The organism is Mycobacterium sp. 29Ha, from assembly GCF_032883055.1.
GTDB classification, from domain to species: Bacteria; Actinomycetota; Actinomycetes; order Mycobacteriales; family Mycobacteriaceae; genus Mycobacterium; species Mycobacterium gallinarum.
In genome coordinates this window covers 228,436-254,776 of the sequence record NZ_JAMQTI010000001.1, presented here as the reverse complement: position 1 = coordinate 254,776, position 26,341 = coordinate 228,436, and the positions used below count along the sequence as shown (strand labels likewise).

Below are 26,341 nucleotides of genomic sequence, written 5' to 3'. Positions count from 1 at the left end.
TCCCATAGGCCCATTCGGTGGTCACCACGCTAGTCCGCTGCGCGGGAGTGCGACGGGCCTTTAGTGGCTGTCGCGACGCGTCAGCGGACTCGGCAGCTTACGGAAGGCTGCAGCGTCCAGAACTCCCGCCTTTTGGCCGTTCCTGCTGGGCGCTATCCGGAGCGTGACCGATGCGCCATACGCATCGGGCGGGATGTAGTAACACTCGTCGGTCTCCGGGCAGTAGATGCACACCGTATCGATTGCGCTTTTATCCATCCGTGTCGTGTGCGTCCCGTTGCGGTCCGCCCACATGGATCGGAACGTGACGGTGACGGCGCCTGTGCGCGCCGATCGATACTTCACTTGTAGACGGTTGAATTCTCCCGCTGCGTACGCGACGAGGTCGAACGGCGCATGCTCCGTCGCCGGGAACAAGACCGTGAATCCCTGACTCACCAAATCGGCATGGGCTTTGGCGATGCCCAAATCACCCTTGTCTTTCGTGTGGTGCGCCATCGTTTTAGAGTAATCGATGACCCATCAATCGGTTTGCGGGAGTTCGGCTAAGGTAGGTGCGCTGCCTTCGTAGCTCACCGACAGAGTGACCCAATACCCGGTTTCGCCCTGCTCGGGAGGCGTATGTGAAAGGAGAACGACGGCTACATGTAGGTGTCGTTGCGATACGTCGGTAGTTTCTGGGTCGCGTGTCGTATCACTTGCCCCCGTGGCGCAACGGATAGCGCAGCGGATTTCTACTCCGTAGGTTGCAGGTTCGAATCCTGCCGGGGGCGCAAAATGAGGAGCGCTCGCCACACGCGACACCGCGCCTGAACACCGCATAGCTCGCTCGTTGCGACGCGCAAGTCCCGCTGAATGAGATTGCGGGTTGTCCCGTGTTCACCTTCCGTTCACCGTGAGCTGTCCACACCAACGGCGGGAGGAATTGCTCAATGAACGGTGCGTCTGAAGGCGCCATCCAGGCGGGTTCACGAATACCAGTGAGGTTGCCAGGGCGTCAGCGCAGAACGGCGATGTACCGGATCCTCGGCGTCGTTGTGGCCGCGATCGCCATGCTCGTTGGCGCGGCGGTGCCCGCCTCGGCGGCCGAGACGATGCGGGTGACGTTCGTCCGCCACGGTCAATCCGAGGGCAATGCCTCCGGACTGATCGACACGTCGACCCCGGGCCCGGTGCTCACCCCGTTGGGTCAGCAGCAGGCTGAAGATGTGGTCGACCTACTCGGCGACAACAACTACGACGCCATCTACGCATCCACGATGGTGCGGACCCAGCTCACGGCGGCCCCGATGTCGCAGTACCTGGGCCTGCCGGTGCAGGTGCTACCCGGCCTTCAGGAGATCGAGGCCGGTGTCTTCGAGGGCACCCCGGAGGCCAACGCTTCGCGGGGGTACGGGCTGTATCCCATCGGGTGGGCACTGCCCGGCGTCATCCCCCAGATCCCAGTGGATCGTTTCAACAAGGGCACCGTCATGCCCGGTACGGATGGACTCAACGGGTATGTGTTCGACGCCAGGGTCGACGGTGCGCTGCAGACGATGTACGACAACGGTGACCGCAACGCGATCGTGTACTCGCACGGCGGCGCCATCATGTTCTGGACGATGATGAACGTGAACAACCTGACCCCGATCCAGAAGCTACAGCTGCTGCAGACGGCTGCGTTGGGCAACACCGACTACGTCGTCATCGAAGGCAACAACGAAGACGGCTGGACGTTGGTCGACTGGAACGGGCAGCGGTTCAGCCCTGAACCCACACTCAGCGCCGAAATCGCGCTTCAGCAGCGCACCTTGACGCGTCAGCTGACCGCGACTTTCGATGAGGTCGCCGACGCGTTCGCCACGCGGGACGTCAGGACGATCCTCACCGCGGTCAATCGCGGCGCCGCGGACACGCAGTTCTCGTTCGCCAAGTTCAGCCGCGCCGTCACCGCCAAAATCACCAACGAGATTAGCAAGCTGACGTCGCAACCCGCCGAGTCCGGTGACACCGAAAACACCCCGACACCGCACAGCCAGGTCGCCTCGGTCACAGCGACGACCGACAACTCGGCGACGGCGGAATCCACCGACATCGCCGCGCGCGTTTCCGCTGCCACGAGCTCGTTCGGCGCCAAGCCACGCAGCTCCACCAAGAAGTCAGAGGCGGTCGACGCTGACGAGGCGAGCGAAGGTGCCGAGTCCGTACCGGCGCGCACCACGAGGCCTACTCGGGCCGGTGATCGTGGTCCGATCACGGCCGACGATGTCCGCGACTTCGTCTCGAGGTTTACTCCGAAACGTGCCGCTGACAAGGAGGACAGCACCACCTCGGAAACGGTCGGCACCACCGGCACCGCAGGCAGCACCGGTCCCAGTGACAGTGACAGTGACAGTGATAGTGACGGCGGAGGTTCGCAAAGCAACGCGGCGTAAATGAGAGCAGTCGGCCCCTTGCCCCTGCAAGGGGCCGACTGTTTTTCTGCCACCTACAGTGAACTGACTCAACCGCGACACGGGAGGGGCCTTGGTCGGTCCTGCGAACAGTGCGTCTGACGCGCCGGCGTCGATGGTGGCGCGGGTCGCGTTGATCATCAACTCGTTCGACCGCGCCGGAAAGCAGCTACGCCTCGACGACGTGGCCTCCCACACCGGCCTGCCGCGTTCGTCGACTCACCGCATCCTCAATCAACTTCACGCGACAGGGTTGCTCACCCGCGGGCCGGACGGTTATTGCCTTGCTGCGTCGTCTCTCTCGGCGAATCGCGCCGTCGATCACTCCGAGTTGCGCGGCATAGCGTCGCCGGTGCTCAGACGTCTTGCCGCCGACACATCCCTCGTCGTACATCTCGGCGTGCTGCTGGGAGCGGACATCGTCTATCTCGACAAGGTCGGTGGCAGCAGCGATGTCGCGATTCCGACACGCGTCGCGGGCCGCACCCCCGCCCACGCCAGCGCGCTGGGCAAGGCGATGCTGGCCATGCAGCCCGCCGAGGACGTCGACGCGATCCTGGCCGATCCGCTCCCCAAGCGCACCCCGGCGACCATCGCCGACCTGGCCACGCTGCACCGGGAGCTGGCGCTGATCCGATCCCGGCACGGACTCGCCTACGACGACCAGGAACTGGCCGTGGGTCTGTCGAGCGTCGCAGCACCCATCCGAATGGCCGACGGCGAGGTGGCCGGTCTCTCCCTCACCGGCCCGATGCCCGCCCGCTGGCTCAACCGGATGGCGCCGTTCCTCACGCGCGCTGCAAGAGGCATATCGGAGCACATCGGCAGGGCGATACCCGCAACGCGGAACGACACCGATTCCACGACCGTCACCGACGACATGATGTCGCGGGTGCTACGCACCCTGTCGTCCGACGACTGGGTGTGACCCGCGCTACCAGATGAGGTCATCCACGTTGAGACCCATCGCGAACCGACCGGCCACAGAAAGTACCTGTTCCACATTGCTCGACACGTGGCGTTGCGCGGTTTGCACATCACGCCAGATTCGTTCCAGCAGAGCGTGATCAGCGTGGGGACCCGGATTGTGCACGACCGTGCGGATCGCCGCGACCGCCCGCTCGCACGCCATCACCTGGTCCCGACGCGCGCGAAGCACCAATTCCGCATCCGGATATCCGCCGGCGCGAACGCGGTCCATCAGATCGGCTAGATTGCGTCTGATCTGAAGCATCGACAGTTCAATGTCCGCGCGGGCCATCGCGATCGGATCCAGCGGTGTCGAAGAGTCCGGCGCCCGCTCTGCCAGCACTCGTTGCGCCGCCCCGAGCAGCGGAATGGTTCCGGCCAGGGTGTACAACGTCGGCTGCGGCAACCGGTCCAGCAGCTTCGTCGCAGCGTTCGGATCGAAGTTCAGCCAGCTGAACGCGCGATGCTCTGGCACGAATACGCCGGACATGACGACGTCGTCCGCACCAATCCCCCTCAGTCCCAACCCATTCCAGGTCGTCTCGATCACGTAGTCAGCCTGCGGCACCAGCACTGCCATGAAGTCCTGGGCGGCGCCGTCAGGCCCCACGCGCAGCGCCGCGGCGCTCAACCACGCCGCATGGCGCGCGCCGGTGCATCGGGCCCATCGACCGGATAGTAGGAACCCGCCGTCGACGGACTCCAACCGTCCGGTCGGGGCGTAGGACGAGCACAGCAGCGTGCGCGGGTCGTCACCCCAGATGTCCTGCTGCACCCTTTCGTTGCGCACCGACAGCCCCCAGCTGTTCATCGCCAGCCATCCGGCGAGCCAGCCGGTCGACATGCACGCCGAGGAGAGTTCATGCGTGGCGGTCAGATAGTCGTCGGGGTCGCCCTCGCTCTCAAAACCCTGCGGTCGCAGCAGCGCGAAGTAGCCGGTGTCCTGAAGGCGCGCGATCATTTCGGGGTCGACCGCGCGTCGCCGGTCCACATCTGGCGCGGCCGCGGCGATCTCGGGAATCAACTCTCGAACCGAATCGAGCACCGACGGCGTCGTAGTCTGCTTCACAGCTGCCTTTTTCGTGCCACGATTTCTCAATACCAGTTCGGCGCCCGCGTGGAGGTGAGTATGGCCGAGCAGACGACCGTGCCGCGCGTCGTCCGCGTCATTCTCGGCAAGCTGGCCAGCGAATCCGACGCGGTCACGGCTGAATCACTTGTCGGGCTGCACGGTTCGATAGCCGGCCACGCGATGCGCCCGGCGCGGCATGGCGGGTCGGAATTGGGTGCCGACGAGTTCGTTTCGCAGATCTGCGAACTCGCGTCTCTCGACGGATCGCTCGGGTGGCTCGCGGCGATGTTCCATGCGGCCACCCACCAAATCGCGACTCTCCCAGAGGCTGTTGTCCACGCGGTATGGGGTTCGGATCCGGAAGCGGTGGCTACCATCGCTTATCGCGGCTCGGGTGCCGTCGGGCCCGATCAGCGGCTGGTCGGCCGGTGGGAATCGGTCGTCGGCGCCCAATATGCCGACTGGCTGGTGCTGCCCACGGAGAACGCCCGCCGCGTCCTCGTGCCGCGTGCCGCCGCACGGATCGAACCGCATCGCGAGGGTTTCACCGTCGCAGGCGTCTGCGACGTGACGATCGCCGGTCACGTCGTCGACGACAGCCACGCCTTTCCAAGTGACCACCGTGCCGCGGCAATCGCCATGGCCGGTGCGGCCGCAGCAGTGACAGGGGCGGCCGAGGGAGTCTGGCGCCACCACGTCGAACAGATGCGGGCTCGGCTTGCTACGTCCTACAGCGGCGGCGAGCTCGCCAACGCCGCCCCTGCGCAAGTGGCCCGGGCCGCCTCCGACATCGACGCGACCAGGCTCCAGATCGTCGACGCGTTGCGGCGTCCGGAGGCCGAAGCGGCCGACGCCCGGGCCTATCGGCAAGCGGTGGCCAGGGCGAGGTCCGCCGCCGACCACATCCTTGGCAACAGTCGCCATGCGCTCGACGTGACCGATCCGGTTACCCGCCTGTGGCGGGACGTGCATACGGGGTGCCGACTGTCCGCCGCTGTGCTCGACGAAGCAGTGGGCGCCTGATCGGCAAAATCACGGACATCCCGAGTGCCGAGAAGTGGCGATCTCGCGTAACATGCCCGTCGGCAATACGTTTGCTGCGAAATGCTTACAAGGGGCGGATCAATGGCGAAGTCTGACGGAAAGCGCACGCTCAAGGTCGCGATCGGCGCTGTCGCGGTGGGAGTCGCTACCAGCGTCGGCGCCGTTGCGGTCACGCAACCCGCCTCCATCTCCGCGTCCCTTGTCGACCTGGCCGCACTCATCGTGGTCGGGAGCTCGACAAATCCGACCGGAGAGGGCGTCGAGAACTTCTTCGGCGGCAAGTTCCGCGACCCGATGTACACCGGGGCCGACGGCACGGACATCGTCCGTGTGAACTTCCGTGAGGGCCCCGCCGGCATCAGGGCTGCGCTGGACGAGAACGCGGGCGAGCAGAACGCCGTCCTCGCCTCGGGCTGGGGTGCGGCGAACGCGAGTCTGCTGTTGCTGAGGGACGATCCGGCCTACGCGGACACCGTCTTCATTCTGGACAACGACGTCGCTCGTCCCGACGGCGGCTTCGGCACCCGGTATCCGTGGTTCGCCCTCATCGGGGTCAACCCCATTCCCACCCCCAGCGAGGTTCCGGCCCAGGCGGCAGTGAACGTCGGCTACCAGTACGACTACAACTCGAATGCCCCTTCCTACGTGCTGAACCCGTTCTCGGCGGTCAATTCGCTGGCGGCGTACCTGAACACGCGCCTGAATCAGGCGGAGATCGATCTGCCGGTCAATGCCGACGGCACACCGTCGGTCACGTGCAACGCCAACACGTGCGCGATCACCGAAAGCGGCGCCGTGCTGGACTGCCCCGACGCGCGATGCAGCTCGCCGAGCGACCGAATCACGGCCTACATCACGACGCGGGACAACACCACGTATGTCACCTATACGACGGACGAGCTGCCGCTGACCAAGCTGATTCGCACCTACTTCGGTGACTACATCGCCGATGTCCTCAATCCAGTTCTGGAGTTGGCCGTCGACTTCGGTTACTACGGCGGCAACCCGATTCCGAGCGATCCCAGCGCCTATCGACCCGGGGCGTTCCTGCCGTCGAGCGCTGACATCGTGACCGCCTTGGCGAAGCTTCCCGGCGTGATCGAGCGCACGGTCGCCGCGGCGCTCGGTCCGCTGCGGCAGGAAAATCCGCCGTCTATGAACAGGATTGAGCCGACCACCGACACGGCCGAGCCATTTGCGGCGGAAGACAAGCCTTCGATCGCCGAGCAACTCGAGCAGGCCGCCGAGGCGACCGCGGTGCCGGATTATCTGAAACCGCAGAAGCCGAAACTGACCAACAAGCCCCTGCTGAACGTCGTTCGGGACGGACTCAAGGTCAAGCCCGGCACCCTCGGAGAGGGCTCGGAAAGCCCTGTCGGCGCCGTGCCAGACAAACCGAAGGACGGCGAGAACGTCGAACAGCCGACAGATCCGTCGCCGACCGAGCCAGCCGGCGGGAACGGCGCCGGCGACGGCACCGAACCCGGCGGATCCACCGACGCGAACAACGGTGGCGCCGCGGCGGCGTGACGGGTGCTGTCGTCGCGAGATCTGCCTCGGCCGGGCGACGCTGTGGATACACTCCACGACGTGAAGACGAAGGTCGCGACGGCAGCGGGCGCCGCACTGATGGCGCTGGGACTGGCCGTCCCTGCGGACGCCGCTCCACCGAGCTACGGCAGCAACGGCGTCTTCAACGTCACCACCAATCCGCGCGACGGATGGGCGACGGCGTTCATCCCGCCGGGCCACTACCGCGTCAATCAGGCCCCGAGCATGTTTCCGTATCAAAGTGCGCCCGGGTTCTGGTACCGCTGCCACAACTTCCCGTGCAGCCCCAGCTTTCCGGGCAACGTCATCGCTTCCGGCCCCGCCCAGCGCGACGCCGCGACGTTCGTCGACATCCTGCCCACCGATGTCGCGGTGGCGCTACACAACGTCACGTTGACGATCGCCTGACTCACAGAGGGCTGTGAGCGGTCACTAGGCTGAGCCGCGTGTCTGATCTCGTACTGGTTCACGTCGACCACCACGTCGCCGTCATCACCATCAACGATCCCGACCGCCGCAACGCGGTCACTTTCGAGATCTCTGCGGCGTTGCGTGCCGCGGTGGATGCCGCCGAGGCCAACACAGATGTGCATGCGCTGATCGTCACCGGCGCCGGGAAGGCGTTCTGCGCAGGCGCCAATCTGACCGCGCTCGGCGAGGCCACCGAGGACGGCCTGCGCGTGATCTACGACGGATTCCTCGCGGTCGCCAACTGCACGTTGCCGACGATCGCCGCCGTCAACGGCGCGGCAGTCGGCGCCGGGCTGAACCTCGCACTAGCCGCGGATGTCCGCATCGCCGGTCCCCACGCCCTCTTCGATCCGCGCTTTCAGAAGCTGGGCATCCATCCCGGCGGCGGTGCCACGTGGATGCTGCAGCGCGCGGTCGGTCCGCAGGTAGCCCGCGCGTCGCTACTGTTCGGGATGAGCTTCGACGCCGAGACGGCGGTGCGCCACGGACTCGCGCTCAAGGTCGCCGAGGATCCCGTGGCCGCCGCGCGCGAACTCGCCGCGGGACCGGCCGCTGCGCCGCGCGAGGTGGTTCTCGCGACCAAAGCCTCGATGCGCGCTACCGCCAACCCCGGATTCGTCGACAGCGACCAGCACCGCATCGCGGTGGACACCGAGCTGGGCCCGCAGGCGACCTCCATCGAATCACCGGAGTTCGCGCGCCGACTCGAGGCCGCCAAGCGCCGGTGAGCTAGAGGTCCAACAGCGCCAGTTCGGGCGACTCGATGAGGCCGCGCAGTTCGGCCAAGAATGCGGCGGCCTGCGCGCCGTCGATGATGCGATGGTCGAACGCACACGTGAGCGACATCGTCGGCCGCGCCACGACTTCTCCGTCGACGACGACGGGGCGCGGCTTCAGCGAGCCCATCCCGAGGATCGCCGCCTCCGGATAGTTGATCACCGGGACGCCGTCATCGAGCCCGAGCGCGCCGAAGTTGGACACCGTGAACGTCGAGCCCTGCAGTTCGGTCGGCCTGAGCGTGCCGGACCGCGCGTCCCGAATCAGCCGGGCGACCACGTCGGCGAGCTCGCGGGTCGTCTTGTCCTGGGCGTCTTTGACGACGGGCACCAGCAGGCCGCGCGGTGCCGCGACTCCGAATCCCAGATGCACCGCGGAGTGCAGATGGATCTGCGGACCTTCGGTGGTATTTACCCAAGTCGCGTTGAGGTTCTGGTGGTGGGTGAGCGCAATCGTCAACAGCCGCAACGTGAGTACGAACGGTGTGATCGACACGTCGTCGCCCACCTGGTCACGCATGCGGTCGCGCAGCCGCACCAGGTTCGTCCCATCGACCTGCACGCTGGCATGGGCATCGGGTATCTCCCTGCGCGACAGCGACATTCGATGGGCCATCTCCGCCCGCACGCCGCGCACCGCCACCATGTCGGGGCTCGGCGCGGACCGGCCCGCCGACGTCAAGACATCCTCGCGGGTGATGACACCGTCAACGCCCGAGCCCACCAGCGCGTTGAGGTCAACGTTCAGCTCCGATGCCAACTTTCGTACCGGGGGCTTCGCGCGTGGTCGTGTCGACGTGGGCGGCGTGGTTCGCCTGGTTTCGTCCATCTCGTCGTCGGCGCCGTAGCCGACCAGGACCGGGTTACGCTTGGTCTCCACAGCCGTCGGCGTGTCGGTCTCGATACGGACCAGCACCGCACCGACATTCAGCGTTTCACCTTCGCCGCCGCCGAGCTCGGCGATCCGCCCCGCGAACGGACTCGGGATCTCCACCTCGGCCTTGTTGGTCTCGACCGTGCACAGCGTCTGGTTGAGCTCGACGGTGTCGCCGACCGCGACGCTCCAGCTCGTGATCGTCGCGTCCTCCAGCCCCTCACCGAGATCGGGAACGAGGAAGTCCCGCACCTGGTCGGTCATGGCGCCTCCAGCGTCCGCTCGACGCAATCCAGAAGCCGGTCGACTCCCGGTAGCCACAGCTTTTCCAGCCGTGCCGGCGGGAACGGGGTGTCGAATCCGGTGGCGCGCAGGACCGGTGCCTCGAGGTCGTAGAACAACTCCTCTTGGATGCGCGCCGCGAGTTCAGCACCGAAGCCCAGCGTGCGCGGCCCCTCGTGCATGACCACAGCGCGACCGGTGCGCCGCACCGATTCGGCGACCGTATCGAAGTCCAACGGGTTCAGCGACCGAAGGTCGATGACCTCGATACTCCAACCGTGGTGCTGCGCCGCCAGTTCGGCGGCGCTGACGGCTGTGGCGACCAGCGGTCCGTAGGTCACCACCGTGACGTCGTCTCCGCTACGCCGGATCGCCGCACGCCCGATCGGCAGGCCAGGGGTGACGGTGTCGACGGGTTCACGTAACCAATACCGGCGCTTGGGTTCCAGGTAGACGATCGGATCACGGCATGTGATCGACTGTCGCAGCAGCCAGTACGCGTCGGTCGGGGTCGAGGGCGCCACCACCTTCAACCCCGCGGTGTGCAACCAGTAGCTCTCGGTCGACTCCGAATGGTGTTCGACGGCCCCGATTCCGCCGAACGACGGAATCCGGATGGTCACCGGCATCTCGATGTCGCCGCGGGTTCGCATCCGGTACTTCGCGAGATGGCTGACGATCTGGTCGAACGCCGGCGCGGCGAACCCGTCGAATTGGATCTCCGGGACGGGTACCAAGCCGCGGATCGCCATGCCGATCGCGATGCCGATGATTGCCGACTCCGCCAGCGGAGTGTCGAAACACCGTTGCTCACCGAAGGTTTGAGCGAGCCCCTCGGTGACCCGGAAGACACCGCCGAGCGTGGCGACGTCCTCACCGAACACGAGCACGCGTTCGTCGGTTGCCATCGCGTCGTGCAGTGCGCGGTTGATCGCTTGGGCCATGGTCAGCGTCGGGGCGTCCGGCACGGTGGTCAATAACGGACGTTGCGGTTCGTCGTCTCCGTGGAAGGTCGGCCGCTCGATGATCTGAGTCACGTCAGGCCTCCTTCGCGATCTCCGCCAGCACTTGTTCTCGCTGCGCCAGCAAGTCCGGGGTGATGTCGTGGTACACGGTGTCGAACACGTCGGTGATGTCGAAATCGTCGGCGTCGACAACCGCCTCCCGCAGCTCGGCGCGCAATCGCTTCGATTTGGCGGCAACCCGCTCCTCGAGCCGCTCGCTCCACACACCTACCGACTGCAGGTACGTCCGGTAGCGCTGAATCGGGTCGCGCGCCGCCCAGTATTCGAGTTCCTCGTCGGAGCGGTAGCGGGTGGGGTCGTCAGAGGTGGTGTGCGGACCCATCCGGTAGGTGATCGCCTCGATCAGCGTCGGCCCGCCGCCTCCTCGGGCACGCTTGGCGGCCTCGGCCGTCACGGCGTAACAGGCCAGCACGTCGTTGCCGTCCACCCGAACTCCGGGCATCCCGTAGCCGATGGCCCGGTGCGCGATCGACGGCCCGGCCAGCTGCCTACTGACCGGAACCGATATCGCCCAGTGGTTGTTCTGTACGACGAACACGCATGGCGCGTTGAACACGGCCGCAAAATTCAGCGCCTCGTGCGCGTCGCCCTCGCTGGTGGCGCCGTCGCCCATGAACGTCAAGGTCACCGAATCCTCGCCCAGGCGTTGCGCCGCCATCGCCGCGCCGACCGCATGCAGACCTTGGGTTCCGATCGGGATCGAGATCGGCGCGACACACTTCTCGGTGAACTGCAGCCCCCCGTGCCATTTGCCGCGCCAGACCGCACCCATCTGCGCCGGGGTGAGTCCGCGCAGCAGAAACGCGCCGATCTCTCGGTACTGCGGGAACAGCCAGTCGGTCTTGGGCAGGCAAGCTGCGGCACCGATCTGCGCGGCCTCCTGACCACGGCAGGATGCGTAGAGTGCCAGCTCACCCTGTCGCTGCAGGTTGACGAACTCGATGTCGAGTTCGCGGGTGACGACCATCGACTCGTAGAGCCAGGCCAGAGTCTCGGGCGGGAGGTTCCGTCGGTATTGAGAGGACCTGCTTGAGGCGGTCGGCGTCCCATCGGGCGCGACCAGCTGTATCGGATCCAGCTCGACGCCTGGCTCTATCCCAGACGTCCGCGGGGTCGCATCGATCCCTGCCATACCGCCTCCTAGGGTCACTGACGGCGGGTCGCGCCGTCAGGCGACTGAGGTGCTCAGCACGGAGGCGATCGGAGCAGAACCCCTGGTGGGGGGCTCGTCCGCTAGCTGCCGGGGTGTGGCGCTAACGCGACGATGCGCTCTGCTCGCCGCAGTACTGGGGCATCAACCATTATGCCCTCGCATTGGAAGACAGCATCTGATCGCGGCCGGCGGTGAGGACGTGTCGCGCGTCAGTACTGGCGATATCTCCGTTGAACGTGTTCCTGACGGATCCGGATCTGCTCATTGCGTTCGTCTTGAGAGACGACGCGGGTGGCGGCGGGGAGGTGTGGACGCACCTCGCCGAACGCCATCTTGCTGACATTGACCTTCGGGAGTTCGTCAGGAGGCTCAGGGTAGGTCCACCGCGCGGTGAGGAACCCTTGCGTCTGGCCAGTGGTGTCCAGCCAGTTCGGCACACCGGGATCGCGGTGGGCGATCACGAACCGGGTGATGCCGTCGGTGTCTGCTTCGGCTTGAAATCCGTTGAGACTGGTCACGTGGTTGGCATAGTCCAACGACTCACCCCACAGATTGCCGAGATGAAAGCCGGTGTAGGACGGCTCGACTGGGGCGTCGATCTCAACCAGCAGGGCCTCATCCGGGCCGAGGTCGAACATTCCGCCGGAATAGACGTTGGTGCACTGACCGCCGCCCGTCGCGAGGTTCGCCCGCGCGGGTTCGTTGAGTCCGTTGCGAGGCATGAACGTTTGGCCATCGCCGTTCCGGTCACCGTGTGCCTCCAAGACGACGTCGTAGAACTCGTTCCAGAACTTCATCTGATTCTCGACGATCGCGCCGACTCGACGCATCTTGATGGCCGCGGCAGACGGGTCGATCGGCGGCGGATGCGCACCCTCCCTGCCGGCCTGGACGATCTGCAGATCGGGCGATAGCTCGTTCTCCCAGTCGTGAAAAAGCATGCGCACGATCAAGAATCGGGCATCTTTCGTGTCGTCGCCGATGACCTGACGCGAGGCGATGAAGTTGCCGACGTGATCGGCGGGCCGCGCCGGGGCGACGAGGATCTCGAATTGACCATCGTCGGCCACGACCAGGCCCGTGCTGTCGAGCGATCCAGTGATGGCGCGTTCGGTCGGGCTGAGCTCCGCCAATGTGCCCGAGTCTCCGGCGTACGCGGTGTGCGCTTCGAAAATCATGTACTGCGGCGCCTTGTGGCCCACCAGCCTGCCCCGCACCCGGTAACTGGCGCCACCGTCGATCGACGCCGACAGGTACAGCGCGTCGGCATTGTCGATGGTCGCCTTGTCCACCGGCTGAATTGCGCGGCGGAAGTATGGGAACGCGGGGTCTTCACACAAGGCGCGCTCGATCGCACCGAATGTGAAGCCGAGTAGGTAGCGGTATCCCTCGGCGAGCCCCCGCTCGGTCTCTGGGGGCGCGTGTAGATCCGGTGAGTCGATCGCGTCCCTTGCCCTGTTCAGTCCGTCGATCAAGTCGGTCCAGGCGGCGCGGAGTGCGGTCGCGCTTGACTCAGTTGACAATTGCGTCGTCTCCTTCTGTCTCCCAGTTGAAGCGCTCGAAGAGGCCGGCCAACTGGGTGTGAATCTCGTGTGGATCAAGGCCGAATTCTTCGAGGCAGTATCGATGAGCCGACTCATGGCCTTGTCCCAATGCCGAGTCGATTGCCTCGGCGACCGCGGGCCCGAGCTCGAGACCCAACTCCTCGTAGACGCAACGCATCGTGAGCGCAGGCCTGCTCACCAGGTCCCGATAGTCGACCACGCACGAACGCGTTTCCGGATGTCGCGCCAGCACCTCGAGCGGATGTTCGTAGGCATCGAAAGACTGGTCGGCCAGAACGCGCAGCGAGTTCTTGATCAACTGGTCGTCGCGTCCGCGCAGCGTCCACTCTTTTTGCAGCATCTTGAGGAGGCTCGGGATCGTTTCGTAAGGGTTACGCACTGGCACAACGAATCTCGCATCCGGGAATGTCTCGATGAGGGCCTCGACGCGGCCGCAGAAGGTCGGGTTCTTACTCAGGTGAGTTCCTCCGCCATTCAGGACGATCTGGCGCCGGACACATTCCTTGTAGAAGGTCATCACACGCCTACGCTTGTCTTCGCTCCAGCGGTCGACGTGGTAGAAATCCAGCTCACCCATGTAGGGGAACATCACTATCCAGAAGCCGGAACCCAGCGACCACGTCAACAGGAAGTCGTCCTCCTCGGGTGCGAAGAACCCCGTCTTGTGCATGTCATTGGTCTCAGCGAACGCGCTCTCTTCGATCGCATCGAGCCTGCGCCGGAAGCGCTTCCCCGTCACGTCATCGATTCGGAACAGCAGCCGCAGGAACCGCTTCTCGAGAAGCGACGGAAAGAACATCTCGTACATCAGCACGTAGCTGAACTGAGGGTCTTTGGCCATCAACCGATGCAGATAGGTGGTGCCACTGCGGGCATGTCCGACACAAAACGTCGGCTCGCGTACCTGTGTCCTGCGCAGCGACGGGAACAGGATGGGATCCAGCGCAAAGCAGACGGCGTGGATGGCGGCGATCGTCGGCACACCGATCAGGAACGCGCAGAACATTTTTCGGCGTCGCGCCGGATTTGGCTCCTCGCGCAACAGCCTGAGCATCGTGCGGTAGTTGGCCCAGTCGAAGTAGTAGCGCCACCCGGCACCCATGCAAGAAGGCTAGCCCTAGTAATTTGACAATGTCAAGCAACTACGAGAGCGCACTCTTCTCGACGCCTGTCTTCATGGTTCGTCGTCGATCGAAGTCGCCGTGGTGTCTGCGAGGAACCGCATCAGAAGCCGATCGAAGTCCTCCAGCTCGGAGGCCGACCATCCGGACAGTGCCCGCTGCAAGTGACGCCGCCGCACGTCCTGCAGTGCTCCCGCGACCCGGTGGCCCTCAGGGCTCGCCGCAACGAGTGACACTCGTCGGTCCGCGGGATCCGGCTGTCGAGTGACCAGCCGCGCCTCGACGAGTGCGTTGACCTGCCGCGCCGCCATGCCCACGTCCATGTGAGCGATACGCGCCAGACCACCCATCGGGAGCGGTCCCTCGTCGATGAGGGTTCGGAGCAGGACGTAGGACGGCTGCGCCAGATCCACACCGGCGGCCGCTGCCTGCCGGGCGAACATGGAGCGACTGCCGCTCAGCCGCATCACCCTGGCCAGCGTGTGGTTGATGGAGTCCAGCGACCCTTGTCTGCCTGACAACGCCATTGGCAAATCATGCACGCTATGCGGGGTGACGCTCAGAGGCGGGCATGAAGCCGGTCCCGCGAAACTCGTCCCTACGTGGCGGACGCGACGATCCGTTCTGCGCGCCGAAGCACCGGGGCATCGACCATCAAACCCTCGTGTTGGAACACTCCCCGCTCATCGCGGGCAGCCGCGAGAACCGCCCGTGCCCAGTCGACCTGCTCGTCTGTCGGCGCGTAGGCATCACGAATGACCGCAACCTGCGATGGGTGGATGGCAACCTTGGCGTCGAAGCCCACTGCGACCGCGTCGTCACTTTCCGCGCGGAGGCCGTCGAGGTCCTTGATGTTGAGATAAACGGAATCCAACGCGATCTTGCCGTACGCCTTGGCGGCAAGCAGACTCTGCGACCGCACATGTCTGGCGACGTCGCGGTAACTACCGTCGGGCCACCGGTTGGCGGTGCCGCCGGTGACGGCGAACAGATCCTCCGCGCCCCACATGACCGCGAACGCGTTGTCCATGCGCGCCAGTTCGCCGACTTCCAAGGCGCCCAGCGGTGTCTCGATCAGCACGACCACCTCGCGCGGTACGAGATCGCGGACCTGGCGCGGTGATTCGGTTTTAGCCAGCATGACGACGGTGTAGTCGGTGCGCGCCAGCGTCTCCAGGTCGAGCTGATGATCGGACGTCGCGGTCGGGTTGATCCGGACGACCGTGCGGGCGGGGTCCAGCGGAGTGTCGATCAGCGCTTGGCGTGCGGCTTCGCGGTCCTTGGCGGCGACACCGTCCTCGAGATCGAGGATAACGACATCGGCTGCGGCGGCGGCCTTCTCGAACCGTTCAGGGCGGTCGGCGGGACAGAACAGCCAAGCCGGACCGTTGTTGCCCAACGCCATCAGGCCGTCCCCTTGGGCCGCTTGCGCACCATGGTCTTGCGGGACGCGGTCGCCACGACGTCACCGTGTTGATTGCGGCCAACGTGCGAGAAGGTGACGATGCCTTCCCCCGGCCTGCTCTTCGATTCCCGCTTCTCGGTGATCTCGGTCTCGGCGTAGAGCGTGTCACCGTGGAAGAGCGGCTTCGGGAACGCGACTTCGCCGAAGCCGAGGTTTCCGACGATGGTGCCCTGTGTCAGTTGCGCCACCGACAGCCCGACCAGTGTCGACAGCGTGAACATCGAATTCACCAGCCGCTGGTTGAACGGGGGCAACGCATCGGAAAACGCCGCATCGAGATGCAGCGCCTGGGTGTTCATGGTCAGAGTGGTGAACAGCACGTTGTCCGCCTCGGTGATGGTGCGTCCCGGGCGGTGCTGATACAGCACACCGGTTTCGAATTCCTCGAACCACAGACCGCGTTGGACGATGACCTTCTTGTGCTCTTCGCCTCCGCTCACAGGCCGGCCTCCCGCGCGATCAGCATCAACTGCACTTCCGTTGTCCCCTCACCGATTTCGAGGATCTTGCTGTCGCGGTAGTGGCGCGCGACCGGATACTCGTTCATGAAGCCGTAGCCGCCGAACACCTGCGTGGCATCGCGGGAGTTGTCCATCGCCGCCTCGCTGGCCACCAGCTTGGCGATTGCCGCGGCCTTCTTGAACGGCTTGCCCGCCAACATCAGTGCCGCCGCGTCGTAGTAGGCGGTTCGGGCTGAGTATGCGCGCGCCTCCATGCGAGCGATCTTGAATGCGATGGCCTGGTACGCGCCGATCTTTTGACCGAACGCCTCCCGCTCCTTGGCGTACTTCACACACTCGTCGACGCAGCCCTGCGCGGCACCGACGGACAACGCTGCGATGGCGATCCGTCCCTCGTCGAGGATGCGCAGGAAATTGGCGTAACCGCGACCACGTTCGCCCAGCAGGTTCTCCTGCGGTACCCGGACGTCGTCGAAACTCAGCGGGTGGGTGTCCGACGCATTCCACCCGACCTTGTTGTAGGCAGGCTCGGCGGTGAATCCCGGCGTCGGAACCGGCACCAGGATCGACGAGATCTCCTTTTTGCCGTCCGTGTCCCCCGTTACTGCGGTAACGGTGACGAGCTTGGTGATGTCGGTGCCCGAGTTGGTGATGAACTGCTTGGAGCCATTGATAATCCAGTGCCCGTCGTCTAGCCGCGCTGTCGTTCGAGTCGCGCCCGCGTCGGTACCGCCACCCGCCTCGGTCAGACCGAATGCACCCAGCGCCTTTCCGCTCGCCAGCAGCGGCAGCCATTCCTGCTTCTGCTCCTCGTTGCCGAAGCGGTACACAGGCATCGCACCCAGCGAAACACCTGCCTCCAGCGTGATCGCCACACTCTGATCGACCTTGCCGAGCTCCTCCAGCGCCAGGCACAGCGCGAAGTAGTCACCGCCCATACCGCCGTATTCCTCGGGGAATGGCAGGCCGAACAACCCCATATCGGCCATGCCGGCGACGACCTGGTACGGAAACGAGTGCTCTTCATCGTGTTTGGCGGCGACGGGCGCGACCACGCTCTGGGCGAAATCGCGGACCGTCTTGGCCAGCTGCTCATAGTGATCGGGCAGCATGCCCGTCGCCAGACTGTTGCTCATGCGCGATCCGCCTCCGCTACTCGCTTGATGCTCATGCCTGTTCTGCTTTCTCACTAGCGGTGATCCGGGACAATGTCTGGCCCACCTTGACCTGGTCGCCGACGGCGACGAGTAGCTCGACCACACCCGCGACCGGGGCGGTCAGTGCGTGTTCCATCTTCATGGCCTCGACGGTCACTACGACGGTTCCGGCCTCGACCGCGTCGCCGTCGGAAACACCGACGGCGACAACCGAACCCGGCATTGGGCTCGTCAGCTCGGCGTCGCCGCCCAGTTCGTCGTCGGGGCGCACGGGCGCTTCCCGAACCTCGTCGACGACGGCGGTGTGCCCGTCACCGGACAGCCAGGTCCGCCCGTCGACGGCCGCGACCAGGTACTCGGTTCGCAACCCATCCAGCGTCAACGACAACTTGTCACCGTCGAGAGACGCTGACAACGAACGGGATTCGCTGTCCTCCACGGCAGCGGTCGCGGATCCGGGGTTGCCGGTGAGGTAGACGTGGTCGGTGCGGTCGCCGGAATGCAGGCGAAGCGCCGTCGGCGCGTGCTCTCCGAGCCGCCATCCCGATGGCACCGCCCACAGGTCGGTGACCGGGTCGGGCCAGCCGCGCAGCCACTTGTGGGCAGCCGCGGCGATCAACTCACGGTCACCCGGCTCCGCGGGCTCGAAGTCCGGCATGCGGCGGTCGAGTAGACCGGTGTCGAGGTCACCGGCGACGACGTCAGGATCGGCCAGCAGAAATCGCAGAAACTCGATGTTCGTGACGACACCGAGGACAGCAGTCTGCGACAGGGCCGTATCGAGGGCGCGGATGGCGCCGGCACGGTCCTCGGCGTGCGCGATGACCTTCGACAGCATCGGGTCGTAGTCGCTGCCGACTATGGTGCCGGCTTTCAGCCCGGAGTCGACGCGGACGCCGCGGCCACCGGGTTCGGCAAGGTCCAGCACGGTGCCGCCAGTCGGCAGGAAGCCACGGCCGGGGTCCTCGGCGTAGACGCGCGCCTCGATGGCGTGCCCGGTCAAAGTGATGTCGTCCTGGCTGAACGGCAGCTTGTGCCCCGCCGCGATGAGCACCTGTTGTTCGACGAGGTCGACGCCGGTGACCATTTCGGTCACCGGGTGCTCGACCTGCAGGCGGGTGTTCATCTCCATGAAGAAGAACTCGTCGGGCCGGTCGGCGGACACGATGAACTCGACGGTGCCCGCGCCGGTGTACTCCACACTGCGGGCCGTATCGCAGGCCGCGGCACCGATGCGGGCACGGGTTGCCGCGTCCAGAAGGGGCGACGGCGCCTCTTCGATCACCTTCTGATGCCGACGCTGCAGACTGCACTCGCGTTCGCCTAGGTGCACGACGTTGCCGAAGCCGTCGGCGAGCACCTGCACCTCGATGTGTCTCGGGTTCAACACGAAACGTTCGAGGAACAGCGTGTCGTCGCCGAAGGCCGACGCGGCCTCCCGGCGGGCGCTGGCCAGCGCGGCCGCCAGCTCCGCCGGCTCGTGTACGACGCGCATGCCCTTGCCGCCGCCGCCCGCGGACGGCTTCACCAGGACCGGGTATCCGACCTCGTCAGCACCGGCGATCAGGTCTGCGTCGGTGAGGCTGGGCCGCGACACACCGGGAACGACAGGAACTCCGAACGCCGACACCGCGGCCTTGGCGGCGATTTTGTCACCCATCGTCTGTATCGCGCCGACTGGAGGGCCGATGAACACGATGCCAGCGGACTGCAGGGCAGCCGCGAATTGTGCGTTCTCCGAGAGGAACCCGTAACCCGGGTGCACCGCCTGCGCCCCGGTGCGCCGGGCCGCCGCGACCACCGCGTCGATGTCGAGATAGCTCTCCCGGGCCGCGGCAGGCCCGATGTTCACCGCCACATCGGCCTCGGCGACGTGACGGGCGCCGGTGTCGGCGTCGCTGAACACCGCGACCGAACGGATACCCATCGCACGCAGCGTGCGGATCACGCGCACGGCGATCTCACCGCGGTTGGCGATCAAGACTGTATCTATGGTGGTCACGTGATCACATCCGGAAAACGCCGTAGGAGACGGGCTCGAGTGGAGCCTGTCCGACCACTGAAAGTGCGAGGCCGAGAACGGTTCTGGTGTCAGCGGGATCGATGACGCCGTCGTCCCACAGCCGGGCCGTCGAGTAGTACGGGTTGCCCTGATCCTCGTACTGCTGGCGGATGGGCGCCTTGAACGTCTCCTCCTCGTCGGGAGTCATCTCTCCACGCACCGTCGCCAGCACCGAGGCGGCCTGCTCACCACCCATCACCGAGATCCTCGCATTCGGCCACATCCACAGGAACCGGGGTGAATACGCGCGCCCGCACATCGAGTAGTTGCCCGCGCCGTACGAACCGCCGATCACGACGGTCAGTTTCGGCACCCTTGCGCAGGCGACCGCGGTGACCATCTTCGCGCCGTGCTTGGCGATGCCCCCCGCCTCGTAGTCGCGTCCCACCATGAAGCCGGAGATGTTCTGCAGGAACAGCAGTGGTGTGTTGCGCTTGTCGCAGAGTTCGATGAAATGGGCACCCTTGAGGGCCGACTCGCTGAACAGCACCCCGTTGTTGGCGATGATGCCGACCGGGTGACCGTGGATGTGCGCGAATCCGGTCACCAGCGTGCTGCCGTATTCGGCCTTGAACTCGGCGAACTCCCCGCCGTCCACGATGCGCGTGATCACCTCGTGAACGTCGTATGGCACACGCGAGTCGACGGGCACCACGTCGTACAGTTCGGTCTGGTCGGCGACCGCGTGCACCGTCGGCCTCACATCCCAAGGCAGCGGCTCACGCGGGCCCAGCGTGCCGACGATTCGCCGCACAATCCGCAAAGCATCGCGGTCGTCGTGCGCCAAATGGTCTGTGACACCGGAGGTCTTGGAGTGCAGATCGCCGCCGCCGAGTTCTTCCGCGGTGACGATCTCGCCGGTCGCCGCCTTCACCAGCGGCGGGCCTCCGAGGAAGATAGTGCCCTGATTGCGGACGATCACGGCCTCGTCGCTCATGGCCGGCACATACGCGCCCCCGGCCGTGCACGAGCCGAGCACCGCCGCGATCTGAGCGATGCCCGCGGCGGACAGGTTGGCCTGGTTGTAAAAGATGCGGCCGAAGTGCTCGCGGTCGGGGAACACCTCGTCCTGGCGCGGCAGGAACGCCCCGCCCGAGTCAACCAGGTAGATGCACGGCAGCCTGTTCTGTCCGGCTACCTCTTGAGCGCGCAGGTGCTTTTTGACGGTGATCGGATAGTAGGTCCCGCCCTTGACGGTCGCATCGTTCGCGATGACCACACATTCGCGCCCTGAGACGCGTCCGATGCCGGCGATCATGCCCGCGCCGGGGCATTCGTCGTCGTACATGCCGTCGGCGGCCAGCGGTGTCAGCTCGAGAAAAGGGCTGCCCGGGTCGAGGAGCCCGTCGACGCGGTCACGCGGTAGCAGCTTGCCGCGGCTGACGTGGCGCTCGCGGGCACGTTCGGGGCCACCGAGCGCCGCAGCGGCGAGCTTGGCGCGCAATTGACCCACCAGCTCGAGGTGCTCCTCGCGATGCGAGATCCGCGTTGTCATCGCAGAAAACCCGTTCAGTTGAGTTAATGACGACTAACTCGTGGTATGTTAGTCACGATTAACCGAAATGTCCACCAGCGCGTTTGGAGTGTGTCGATGGCCTCCACTTCGGTGCCTGATCTGGCCGCGACGCGCCGCAGCAAGGCCAAATCGGACCGCCGATCGCAACTGATCGCAGCGGCTGAACGACTGGTCGCCGAACGGGGATATCTTGCCGTGCGTCTGGAGGACATCGGCGCCGCTGCCGGCGTCAGCGGACCGGCGATCTACCGCCACTTCCCCAACAAAGAAGCGCTGCTCGTCGAATTGCTGGTGGGAATCAGCACACGCCTGCTGGCCGGCGCGACCGAGGTCGTCGCGCGGGCTGACGACGCGCGGTCCGCGCTCGATGGGCTGGTCGACTTTCACCTGGACTTCGCACTCGGCGAATCGGATCTGATCCGCATCCAGGATCGTGACCTTCCCAACCTGCCGCCGAACGCCAAACGTCAGGTCCGAAAGGCCCAGCGGCAGTATGTCGAGATTTGGGTCGATGTGTTGCGGCAGTTGAATAAGTCTCTCCGGGAAGACGATGCCCGGCTGATGGCGCACGCGACGTTCGGACTGCTGAATTCGACCCCACATTCGGTGAAACCAAGTGCCACAAAAAGGGCCGAGGCCAGCGAGCGTGCCGTCCTTCGAGCGATGACGGTTGCTGCGCTGACCTCGGCCGCGGAGACCGTGAGCGGTTAGTACCAGGCTCTACGGCCACCGACGGGACGTCCGACGGACCCGAGAATCCAGAAGACGGCTCCGATAACGACCAGGATGACACCGATTGTCGTCAAAACGCTGATGCCGAGGATGTAACCGAGTACGGCGAGGATGATTCCGAGGATAATCATCGTGACCCCATTTCTTTTGAATTATCAACTGCTAGTGGACTATTGACTGGGCTCCGGGATATTGCAGTCCGCCACCTTCGGATTGACTCCCGCGTAGTTCAGCGGGCCGACGACGACCGTGAGTGCGATACTCCCCGCAGTCGCGCAGTTGGTTGCGCCAGTTTCAAAGTAACCGCGCTGATAGGCCGCAAACGCGCCGATCAGCAACCAGATGAGCACTAGAACTCCGAGTAGCCCACCACCTCGCATGCTGCGCCTCCATCTCTAATTGCGCCCCAAATCGGCGCGCACGCAGCGTGTTTACCCGGCAGAAAATTTCCCAAACCTGGGAATGGCAACGATTCGGCTACGGTTCCCGGCGCGGTGAGAAAGCTGTGAACAGCCAGTCGCACATGGCCTTGACCAGTACGGCGCGGTTTTCCCGCTTGTCGATCTCGTGGCCGTCGTCATGGAATACCAGGTGTTCGGCGGTGCGCCCGAGCGCTTTTAATGCGGTGTACATCTGCAGCGACTCGTCCGGGGGGACGTTGGTGTCGTTGGCGCCGTGGACGAGAAGCAGGGGTGCGGTCATCGCATCCACCCGCTGCAGCGGTGACAATTCCTCGAGCAGGTCGCGGTCGCTGACAGGATGGCCGTACTTCGGATAGGCGGCAGCGGCGATCCACGGCTCGGTGCTGCGGTACCACGTGTTCAAATCGCTCATACCGCAAATGCTGATGCCCGCGGCAAACAATTCGGGATGGAAGGTAAGCGCAGCCTGCGTCAGATAGCCGCCGTATGACCAACCGCAGCACGCGATGCGATCGGGATGCGCGTGACCGTTCTCGGCCAGGAAGTTGACCGCATCCGCGACATCGTCGATGGCCGCGAATCGCTTCTCTCTGTCGTCGGCATGCATGAAGGAACGTCCGAACCCTCCGGATCCGCGCACGTTCGGCAGGAACACCGAAATGCCGGCTTCGAGCAGGGGTGGGAAGAACTCGTTGTAGCCGGGCCTGCCCTGACCTTCGGGCCCGCCGTGCAGGAACAACATCGCGCCGATCGGCGTGATCCCGTCGGGTGGCCGGAACAGCCATCCGGTGAACGTCAGACCGTCACGCGCCGTGATGGTCTCCAGCGTCGGATCGGCTGACACCGGACCGAGACTCGGCTCACGGTCGACCGGCTCCCACTCGCGAGTACGGGGATCGACCAGTTCGACAGTCGCAGGCATCGAGGGGCTTTCGACCGTCATCGCCAGCATCGACCCGCCGGCGCTGATACTTAGCTCACTGGCCACCATCCCGGGCAGCGGAATCGGCGGGTATGCCGTGTAGTCAGCGAGTTCCAGGATCTGTAATTCGCTGGCGCCGTTGATATTCCACAGTATGGCCACGGTGGACAAGTCGTCGCTGACGGTGAACTCGTCGAGTTCGTATCCCGGCCGCTCCGCGATGACCTGATACGACACCCCGTCTTCGGTGGTGGTGACTTCGAGCAGCCGGGCGTGTTCGGCGCCGTTCTCGCTGCGGATCAGCGCACGCACATACCCCTCTGTGCCGGTGAGCCCGGTCGCGGTCGACGGCTGATACAGCTCGTAAGAGTCGCCCTCCAGACCAGCTCGCAGGCGGCGCGGAACGTGGTCATCGAGGATGATTCCGTTGTCGGTGGTGGAACCGGGATCGTAGGGCAGCAAAGCGATTTCGGTAGACCCGCGCAACATGATGAGGTCGCGGTAGCCGCGTGGTCCGACGCGCACGAGTGCGGACCCCGCCCACGCGTCGACCAGCCTGCCGCCCGACCGCCGGTCGAGCACCACGGTGATCCCGTCGGCCGGGTCGATCAGGCACGAGCTGCCGACACCGTCGTCACCCGTCAGGATCGCCGCGACCCGGGTACCGTCCCAACCGATCAGTTCCGCGTTGCCTTCGGCGGCTCCGGCGGGCCAGTTGTCGATGCGGCGAGCGTCGCGGTCGTCGGGATCGGTTGTCACCACCCAGATCTGGCTTCGAGACCCGCCCTCGGGTGCCACCTCACACGCGAGCCAATATCCGTCCGCGGAATGGATGACCCGATTCACCGGACCGTCGACAGGCAATTCGACGTCACGAGAGGAACTCGCCCGCCAGCCGCGCAAGAACCGCTGCACGGCGCGCGGGTATCCGCCGTCGTCGACTATGTGCGCGAACGCGGTGGCGTCCGGCGACATCGATGCCCCGTAGACGCGACGAACCTGCTCAGCCATCGGAACCAGAGTAAACCGAGGTCGCGGGCGGTAAACGTGGTGATCGCGACAGTGCGGACGCACCGAACCTTTGCCGCGAGGGCAGCCTGAGCGCCTGCACAGGTACCCTCGCAGCCATGAGGTGGGCATGACCGATTCACCACACCGCGGACGTGATGAGCAGTCGGGCGCCAACTACGGACCCAACCCGACGCAGCCGCTGGACGGCGGCTATCAGGGCCCCGATCCCGCATATGCGAGCCAGGCCCCGTACGGCCCCACCTATCAGGCCCCCTCAGCGCCGCCCCCGACCGAGCAGTTGCCGTACGGCTACGACCCCTACTCAACCGGCCGGTACGACCAATACGGTGGGCAGTATCCGCCCGACGGCGCCGGACAACCGCCGGACGAGCCGAAGTCACCCCGCTGGCTGTGGGTGCTGGCCACGGCGGCGGTACTGACCGTCATCGGCCTGGTGATCGCATTGGTCGTCGTCTACGACAACAGCTCCCGTCAGGAGACCGTCGTCGCGCCGCCGCCGTCGCTCACCGAGCGCACCACGCCGACCCGAACCCCGTCGACGACAACGTCGCGCACGCCCTCGGCTCCGGTGACCCCACCCCCGACCCTGCCCACCGTGCCCACCACCACCGGCACCACCCCAGCCGGCCCCACCGAGACCGTGGTCTACAACGTCACCGGTGACGGCCGGGCCATCAACATCACCTATGTCGACAACGGCGGACTGCTGCAGACGGAGTTCAACGTCATGCTGCCGTGGAGCAAGGAAGTCCAATTGGCCGAACCTGCAGACGCTTCCGCGAGCATCAGCATCATCAACGTCGGGCGCGAAGTGACCTGCTCGATCTCGGTCAACGGCGTCACCCTCGAGCAGCGCACGGGTGCCGGCCTGACGATCTGCGCCCCAACCGGCTAGGTTGCCTGCACCCGGCCCGGCGTCTTCACCACCAGCATCGCCAGCATCCCCGCCAAGAGCACCACGACGAGGCCGCCGATGCCCGCTCGGTCGGTACCGAAGATGGCGATGAACGTCGAGAACAACACCGGAGCCAGATAGGACACCGCCCGGCCGGTCGTGGTGTACAGGCCGAAGGCGACGCCCTCTTTACCCTCGGCCGACATGCGCAGCATCAGCGTCCGGGCGGCCGAGAGCGTCGGCCCGATGAACAAGCACAGCAACAGTCCGCAGATCCAGAACGCCAGGACACCCGACAGCGTCATCAGGATGAGACCGACCACGATCATCGACGCCAGCGAGCCCACGATCACCGGCTTGGCGCCGATCTTGTCGTCGAGGTAGCCCCCGATGATCGCGCCGATGGCGGCGATGATGCTGGCACTCACCCCGAACAACAGCACGTCGGCCGAGGAGACGCCGTACACCTTGACTCCGAGCACTGCGCCGAAGGCGAATACGCCGGTGAGTCCGTCACGGAACACGGCGCTGGCGATCAGGTAGTAGACGACGTGATGATCCCTGTGCCATTCGCTGCGGATTTCGGTCCACAGTTTTCGGTATCCACTGAAGAAGCCGCTTGCCTCGACCGGCACCTCGATGTCTGGTTTCGGGCTGGGGACCAGGATGAGAACCGGCAGCGCGAGCAGGGCGAACCAGACCGCGGTGAAGATCATGGCGGCGCGGACGTTCTGGCCGTCGGCGCTGGGCAGATTCAACAGACCGGTGTGATCACCGTCGCCGGAGACGAATCCGAAATAGACCACCAAGAGCAAGACGACACTGCCGAAATAGCCCAAGCCGATACCGAATCCCGAGATCTGACCCGAGGTGCGGGGAGTGGACAGCTGGCGCAGCATGGCGTTGTACGGCACGCTCGCCAGGTCGTTGCACGCCGAGGTGGCGGCCACCAGGAAAAGACCCAGCGCCAAGTAGCGCCAGTCCTCGCGGACCACGCTCATCGCCACGGTGGACACGACCGACATCACGCTGAGGGCGGCCAGCGCGCGTCGTCGCCGCCACGGCGTTTCGACCCACACGCCGGTGAGGGGGGCCAGCAGTGCGACGGCCAGGCCGGCAGCGCCCAGCGCCCACCCGAGCCAGCTCGTCGCGCTGATTTCGCCGGGCAGTCCGTCACCAACGGCGTTGGTGAGGTAGATCGAGAACACGAAGGTGACCACGACCGCGTTCAGCCCCGTCGAACCGAAGTCCCATACCGCCCAGGAGAGGATCTGCGACCGTCGCACCGTCGGCGCGGACGACGTCAGTTCGCTCATGGGGCCCCACGATATAGTCCGGC

General features: G+C 65.5%; 25 protein-coding genes, 1 tRNA gene and 2 pseudogenes. 10 read left to right on the top strand and 18 right to left on the bottom strand.

Features of this window, described 5'->3' with window-relative positions:
• Window positions 1-60 precede the first annotated feature (60 nt).
• On the bottom strand, window positions 61-498 hold the full coding sequence (locus tag M1248_RS01285; RefSeq protein ID WP_163729828.1) for a group I intron-associated PD-(D/E)XK endonuclease: 438 nt from the start codon (window positions 496-498) through the stop codon (window positions 61-63).
• A 202-nt stretch (window positions 499-700) separates the two neighbouring features.
• Between M1248_RS01285 and M1248_RS01280 the strand changes: the two genes are divergently transcribed.
• From M1248_RS01280 to M1248_RS33285, 4 genes and pseudogenes are all read left to right on the top strand, one after another.
• Window positions 701-773, top strand: a tRNA-Arg gene (locus M1248_RS01280).
• A 159-nt stretch (window positions 774-932) separates the two neighbouring features.
• Window positions 933-2,417, top strand: a complete 1,485-nt coding sequence (locus M1248_RS01275) for a histidine phosphatase family protein (protein WP_317147332.1) — start codon at window positions 933-935, stop codon at window positions 2,415-2,417.
• A gap of 133 nt (window positions 2,418-2,550) precedes the next feature.
• Window positions 2,551-2,640, top strand: a pseudogene (locus tag M1248_RS33290) (IclR family transcriptional regulator); the annotation flags it as partial.
• Between the two features lie 312 nt (window positions 2,641-2,952).
• Window positions 2,953-3,363 (top strand): IclR family transcriptional regulator C-terminal domain-containing protein, encoded by a 411-nt coding sequence (locus M1248_RS33285; RefSeq protein ID WP_410506608.1) that lies wholly within the window; start codon window positions 2,953-2,955, stop codon window positions 3,361-3,363.
• Window positions 3,364-3,369: 6 nt separating this feature from the next.
• On the opposite strand, the gene M1248_RS01265 is transcribed toward M1248_RS33285, so the two are convergent.
• Window positions 3,370-4,473: an acyl-CoA dehydrogenase gene (locus M1248_RS01265; RefSeq protein ID WP_317147331.1), complete on the bottom strand. Its 1,104-nt coding sequence runs from the start codon at window positions 4,471-4,473 to the stop codon at window positions 3,370-3,372.
• A 60-nt stretch (window positions 4,474-4,533) separates the two neighbouring features.
• Here M1248_RS01265 and M1248_RS01260 point away from each other — a divergent pair, with 60 nt between their 5' ends.
• From M1248_RS01260 to M1248_RS01245, 4 genes are all read left to right on the top strand, one after another.
• Complete coding sequence (locus M1248_RS01260) at window positions 4,534-5,499, top strand: hypothetical protein (protein ID WP_317147330.1); 966 nt, start codon at window positions 4,534-4,536, stop codon at window positions 5,497-5,499.
• Between the two features lie 102 nt (window positions 5,500-5,601).
• On the top strand, window positions 5,602-7,050 hold the full coding sequence (locus M1248_RS01255) for a PE-PPE domain-containing protein (RefSeq protein ID WP_317147329.1): 1,449 nt from the start codon (window positions 5,602-5,604) through the stop codon (window positions 7,048-7,050).
• 99 nt (window positions 7,051-7,149) lie between these two features.
• Window positions 7,150-7,479 carry a hypothetical protein gene (locus tag M1248_RS01250; protein ID WP_163737400.1) on the top strand — a complete coding sequence of 110 codons (330 nt, stop codon included), beginning with the start codon at window positions 7,150-7,152 and terminating at the stop codon, window positions 7,477-7,479.
• A gap of 38 nt (window positions 7,480-7,517) precedes the next feature.
• On the top strand, window positions 7,518-8,270 hold the full coding sequence (locus M1248_RS01245; protein WP_163729833.1) for an enoyl-CoA hydratase: 753 nt from the start codon (window positions 7,518-7,520) through the stop codon (window positions 8,268-8,270).
• Between the two features lies 1 nt (window position 8,271).
• Here M1248_RS01245 and M1248_RS01240 read toward each other — a convergent pair whose 3' ends face one another.
• The 12 genes and pseudogenes from M1248_RS01240 to M1248_RS01185 all read right to left on the bottom strand — a co-directional run bounded on the left by M1248_RS01240 (window position 8,272) and on the right by M1248_RS01185 (window position 20,978).
• Window positions 8,272-9,456 carry a dihydrolipoamide acetyltransferase family protein gene (locus tag M1248_RS01240; protein WP_317147328.1) on the bottom strand — a complete coding sequence of 395 codons (1,185 nt, stop codon included), beginning with the start codon at window positions 9,454-9,456 and terminating at the stop codon, window positions 8,272-8,274.
• On the bottom strand, window positions 9,453-10,511 hold the full coding sequence (locus M1248_RS01235) for an alpha-ketoacid dehydrogenase subunit beta (RefSeq protein WP_163729835.1): 1,059 nt from the start codon (window positions 10,509-10,511) through the stop codon (window positions 9,453-9,455). The genes M1248_RS01240 and M1248_RS01235 overlap by 4 nt, the downstream gene beginning before the upstream one ends.
• Window position 10,512: 1 nt before the next feature.
• On the bottom strand, window positions 10,513-11,631 hold the full coding sequence (gene pdhA / locus M1248_RS01230; protein ID WP_163729836.1) for a pyruvate dehydrogenase (acetyl-transferring) E1 component subunit alpha: 1,119 nt from the start codon (window positions 11,629-11,631) through the stop codon (window positions 10,513-10,515).
• Window positions 11,632-11,732: 101 nt separating this feature from the next.
• Window positions 11,733-11,825: pseudogene (locus tag M1248_RS01225) on the bottom strand (CoA ester lyase); the annotation flags it as partial.
• 36 nt (window positions 11,826-11,861) lie between these two features.
• A complete protein-coding gene (locus M1248_RS01220; protein ID WP_163729837.1) occupies window positions 11,862-13,175 on the bottom strand; it encodes a DUF1214 domain-containing protein in 1,314 nt (437 codons plus the stop codon).
• Window positions 13,165-14,319, bottom strand: coding sequence for a sulfotransferase (locus tag M1248_RS01215; protein ID WP_317147327.1), 1,155 nt, complete (start codon window positions 14,317-14,319; stop codon window positions 13,165-13,167). Before M1248_RS01215 ends, M1248_RS01220 begins: the two co-directional genes overlap by 11 nt.
• Before the next feature lie 72 nt (window positions 14,320-14,391).
• Window positions 14,392-14,865 (bottom strand): MarR family winged helix-turn-helix transcriptional regulator, encoded by a 474-nt coding sequence (locus M1248_RS01210; protein WP_317147326.1) that lies wholly within the window; start codon window positions 14,863-14,865, stop codon window positions 14,392-14,394.
• 71 nt (window positions 14,866-14,936) lie between these two features.
• Complete coding sequence (locus tag M1248_RS01205) at window positions 14,937-15,743, bottom strand: CoA ester lyase (RefSeq protein ID WP_317147325.1); 807 nt, start codon at window positions 15,741-15,743, stop codon at window positions 14,937-14,939.
• Window positions 15,743-16,243, bottom strand: a complete 501-nt coding sequence (locus M1248_RS01200) for a MaoC family dehydratase (protein WP_317147324.1) — start codon at window positions 16,241-16,243, stop codon at window positions 15,743-15,745. Before M1248_RS01200 ends, M1248_RS01205 begins: the two co-directional genes overlap by 1 nt.
• Window positions 16,240-17,400: an acyl-CoA dehydrogenase family protein gene (locus tag M1248_RS01195; protein ID WP_317147323.1), complete on the bottom strand. Its 1,161-nt coding sequence runs from the start codon at window positions 17,398-17,400 to the stop codon at window positions 16,240-16,242. The genes M1248_RS01200 and M1248_RS01195 overlap by 4 nt, the downstream gene beginning before the upstream one ends.
• Window positions 17,401-17,431: 31 nt before the next feature.
• Window positions 17,432-19,423: an acetyl/propionyl/methylcrotonyl-CoA carboxylase subunit alpha gene (locus M1248_RS01190; RefSeq protein ID WP_317147322.1), complete on the bottom strand. Its 1,992-nt coding sequence runs from the start codon at window positions 19,421-19,423 to the stop codon at window positions 17,432-17,434.
• Window positions 19,424-19,427: 4 nt separating this feature from the next.
• Complete coding sequence (locus tag M1248_RS01185; RefSeq protein ID WP_317147321.1) at window positions 19,428-20,978, bottom strand: carboxyl transferase domain-containing protein; 1,551 nt, start codon at window positions 20,976-20,978, stop codon at window positions 19,428-19,430.
• 96 nt (window positions 20,979-21,074) lie between these two features.
• Here M1248_RS01185 and M1248_RS01180 point away from each other — a divergent pair, with 96 nt between their 5' ends.
• The gene (locus tag M1248_RS01180; RefSeq protein ID WP_163729845.1) at window positions 21,075-21,710 is read left to right on the top strand and encodes a TetR/AcrR family transcriptional regulator; all 636 of its coding nucleotides are present in this window, start codon (window positions 21,075-21,077) and stop codon (window positions 21,708-21,710) included.
• On the opposite strand, the gene M1248_RS01175 is transcribed toward M1248_RS01180, so the two are convergent.
• From M1248_RS01175 to M1248_RS01165, 3 genes are all read right to left on the bottom strand, one after another.
• Complete coding sequence (locus M1248_RS01175) at window positions 21,707-21,862, bottom strand: DUF6131 family protein (RefSeq protein WP_099038799.1); 156 nt, start codon at window positions 21,860-21,862, stop codon at window positions 21,707-21,709. The two genes, M1248_RS01180 and M1248_RS01175, sit on opposite strands and share 4 nt — an antisense overlap.
• Window positions 21,863-21,901: 39 nt before the next feature.
• Window positions 21,902-22,111 carry a hypothetical protein gene (locus M1248_RS01170; RefSeq protein ID WP_083125781.1) on the bottom strand — a complete coding sequence of 70 codons (210 nt, stop codon included), beginning with the start codon at window positions 22,109-22,111 and terminating at the stop codon, window positions 21,902-21,904.
• Window positions 22,112-22,208: 97 nt separating this feature from the next.
• Entirely contained in the window at window positions 22,209-24,086 is a 1,878-nt protein-coding gene (locus M1248_RS01165) for an alpha/beta hydrolase family protein (protein WP_163729846.1), read from the bottom strand.
• 127 nt (window positions 24,087-24,213) lie between these two features.
• On the opposite strand from M1248_RS01165, the gene M1248_RS01160 reads away from it, so the two are divergent.
• Window positions 24,214-25,002 carry an MmpS family transport accessory protein gene (locus tag M1248_RS01160; RefSeq protein ID WP_163729847.1) on the top strand — a complete coding sequence of 263 codons (789 nt, stop codon included), beginning with the start codon at window positions 24,214-24,216 and terminating at the stop codon, window positions 25,000-25,002.
• Here the strand turns inward: M1248_RS01160 and M1248_RS01155 are convergent.
• Complete coding sequence (locus tag M1248_RS01155; protein ID WP_163729848.1) at window positions 24,999-26,318, bottom strand: MFS transporter; 1,320 nt, start codon at window positions 26,316-26,318, stop codon at window positions 24,999-25,001. The genes M1248_RS01160 and M1248_RS01155 overlap by 4 nt on opposite strands.
• Between the last annotated feature and the right edge of the window lie 23 nt (window positions 26,319-26,341).

What these genes read in the sequence shown, in the direction of transcription:
- M1248_RS01255 (WP_317147329.1), top strand. Translation starts at nt 5,602, where the DNA reads ATGGCGAAGTCTGACGGAAAGCGCACGCTCAAGGTCGCGATCGGCGCT.
- M1248_RS01155 (WP_163729848.1), bottom strand. Translation starts at nt 26,318, where the DNA reads ATGAGCGAACTGACGTCGTCCGCGCCGACGGTGCGACGGTCGCAGATC.
- M1248_RS33285 (WP_410506608.1), top strand. Translation starts at nt 2,953, where the DNA reads ATGCTGGCCATGCAGCCCGCCGAGGACGTCGACGCGATCCTGGCCGAT.
- M1248_RS01215 (WP_317147327.1), bottom strand. Translation starts at nt 14,319, where the DNA reads ATGGGTGCCGGGTGGCGCTACTACTTCGACTGGGCCAACTACCGCACG.
- M1248_RS01260 (WP_317147330.1), top strand. Translation starts at nt 4,534, where the DNA reads ATGGCCGAGCAGACGACCGTGCCGCGCGTCGTCCGCGTCATTCTCGGC.
- M1248_RS01250 (WP_163737400.1), top strand. Translation starts at nt 7,150, where the DNA reads ATGGCGCTGGGACTGGCCGTCCCTGCGGACGCCGCTCCACCGAGCTAC.
- M1248_RS01180 (WP_163729845.1), top strand. Translation starts at nt 21,075, where the DNA reads ATGGCCTCCACTTCGGTGCCTGATCTGGCCGCGACGCGCCGCAGCAAG.
- M1248_RS01275 (WP_317147332.1), top strand. Translation starts at nt 933, where the DNA reads ATGAACGGTGCGTCTGAAGGCGCCATCCAGGCGGGTTCACGAATACCA.
- M1248_RS01185 (WP_317147321.1), bottom strand. Translation starts at nt 20,978, where the DNA reads ATGACAACGCGGATCTCGCATCGCGAGGAGCACCTCGAGCTGGTGGGT.
- M1248_RS01205 (WP_317147325.1), bottom strand. Translation starts at nt 15,743, where the DNA reads ATGGCGTTGGGCAACAACGGTCCGGCTTGGCTGTTCTGTCCCGCCGAC.
- M1248_RS01210 (WP_317147326.1), bottom strand. Translation starts at nt 14,865, where the DNA reads ATGGCGTTGTCAGGCAGACAAGGGTCGCTGGACTCCATCAACCACACG.
- M1248_RS01175 (WP_099038799.1), bottom strand. Translation starts at nt 21,862, where the DNA reads ATGATTATCCTCGGAATCATCCTCGCCGTACTCGGTTACATCCTCGGC.
- M1248_RS01170 (WP_083125781.1), bottom strand. Translation starts at nt 22,111, where the DNA reads ATGCGAGGTGGTGGGCTACTCGGAGTTCTAGTGCTCATCTGGTTGCTG.
- M1248_RS01240 (WP_317147328.1), bottom strand. Translation starts at nt 9,456, where the DNA reads ATGACCGACCAGGTGCGGGACTTCCTCGTTCCCGATCTCGGTGAGGGG.
- M1248_RS01160 (WP_163729847.1), top strand. Translation starts at nt 24,214, where the DNA reads ATGACCGATTCACCACACCGCGGACGTGATGAGCAGTCGGGCGCCAAC.
- M1248_RS01195 (WP_317147323.1), bottom strand. Translation starts at nt 17,400, where the DNA reads ATGAGCAACAGTCTGGCGACGGGCATGCTGCCCGATCACTATGAGCAG.
- M1248_RS01165 (WP_163729846.1), bottom strand. Translation starts at nt 24,086, where the DNA reads ATGGCTGAGCAGGTTCGTCGCGTCTACGGGGCATCGATGTCGCCGGAC.
- M1248_RS01285 (WP_163729828.1), bottom strand. Translation starts at nt 498, where the DNA reads ATGGCGCACCACACGAAAGACAAGGGTGATTTGGGCATCGCCAAAGCC.
- pdhA (WP_163729836.1), bottom strand. Translation starts at nt 11,631, where the DNA reads ATGGCAGGGATCGATGCGACCCCGCGGACGTCTGGGATAGAGCCAGGC.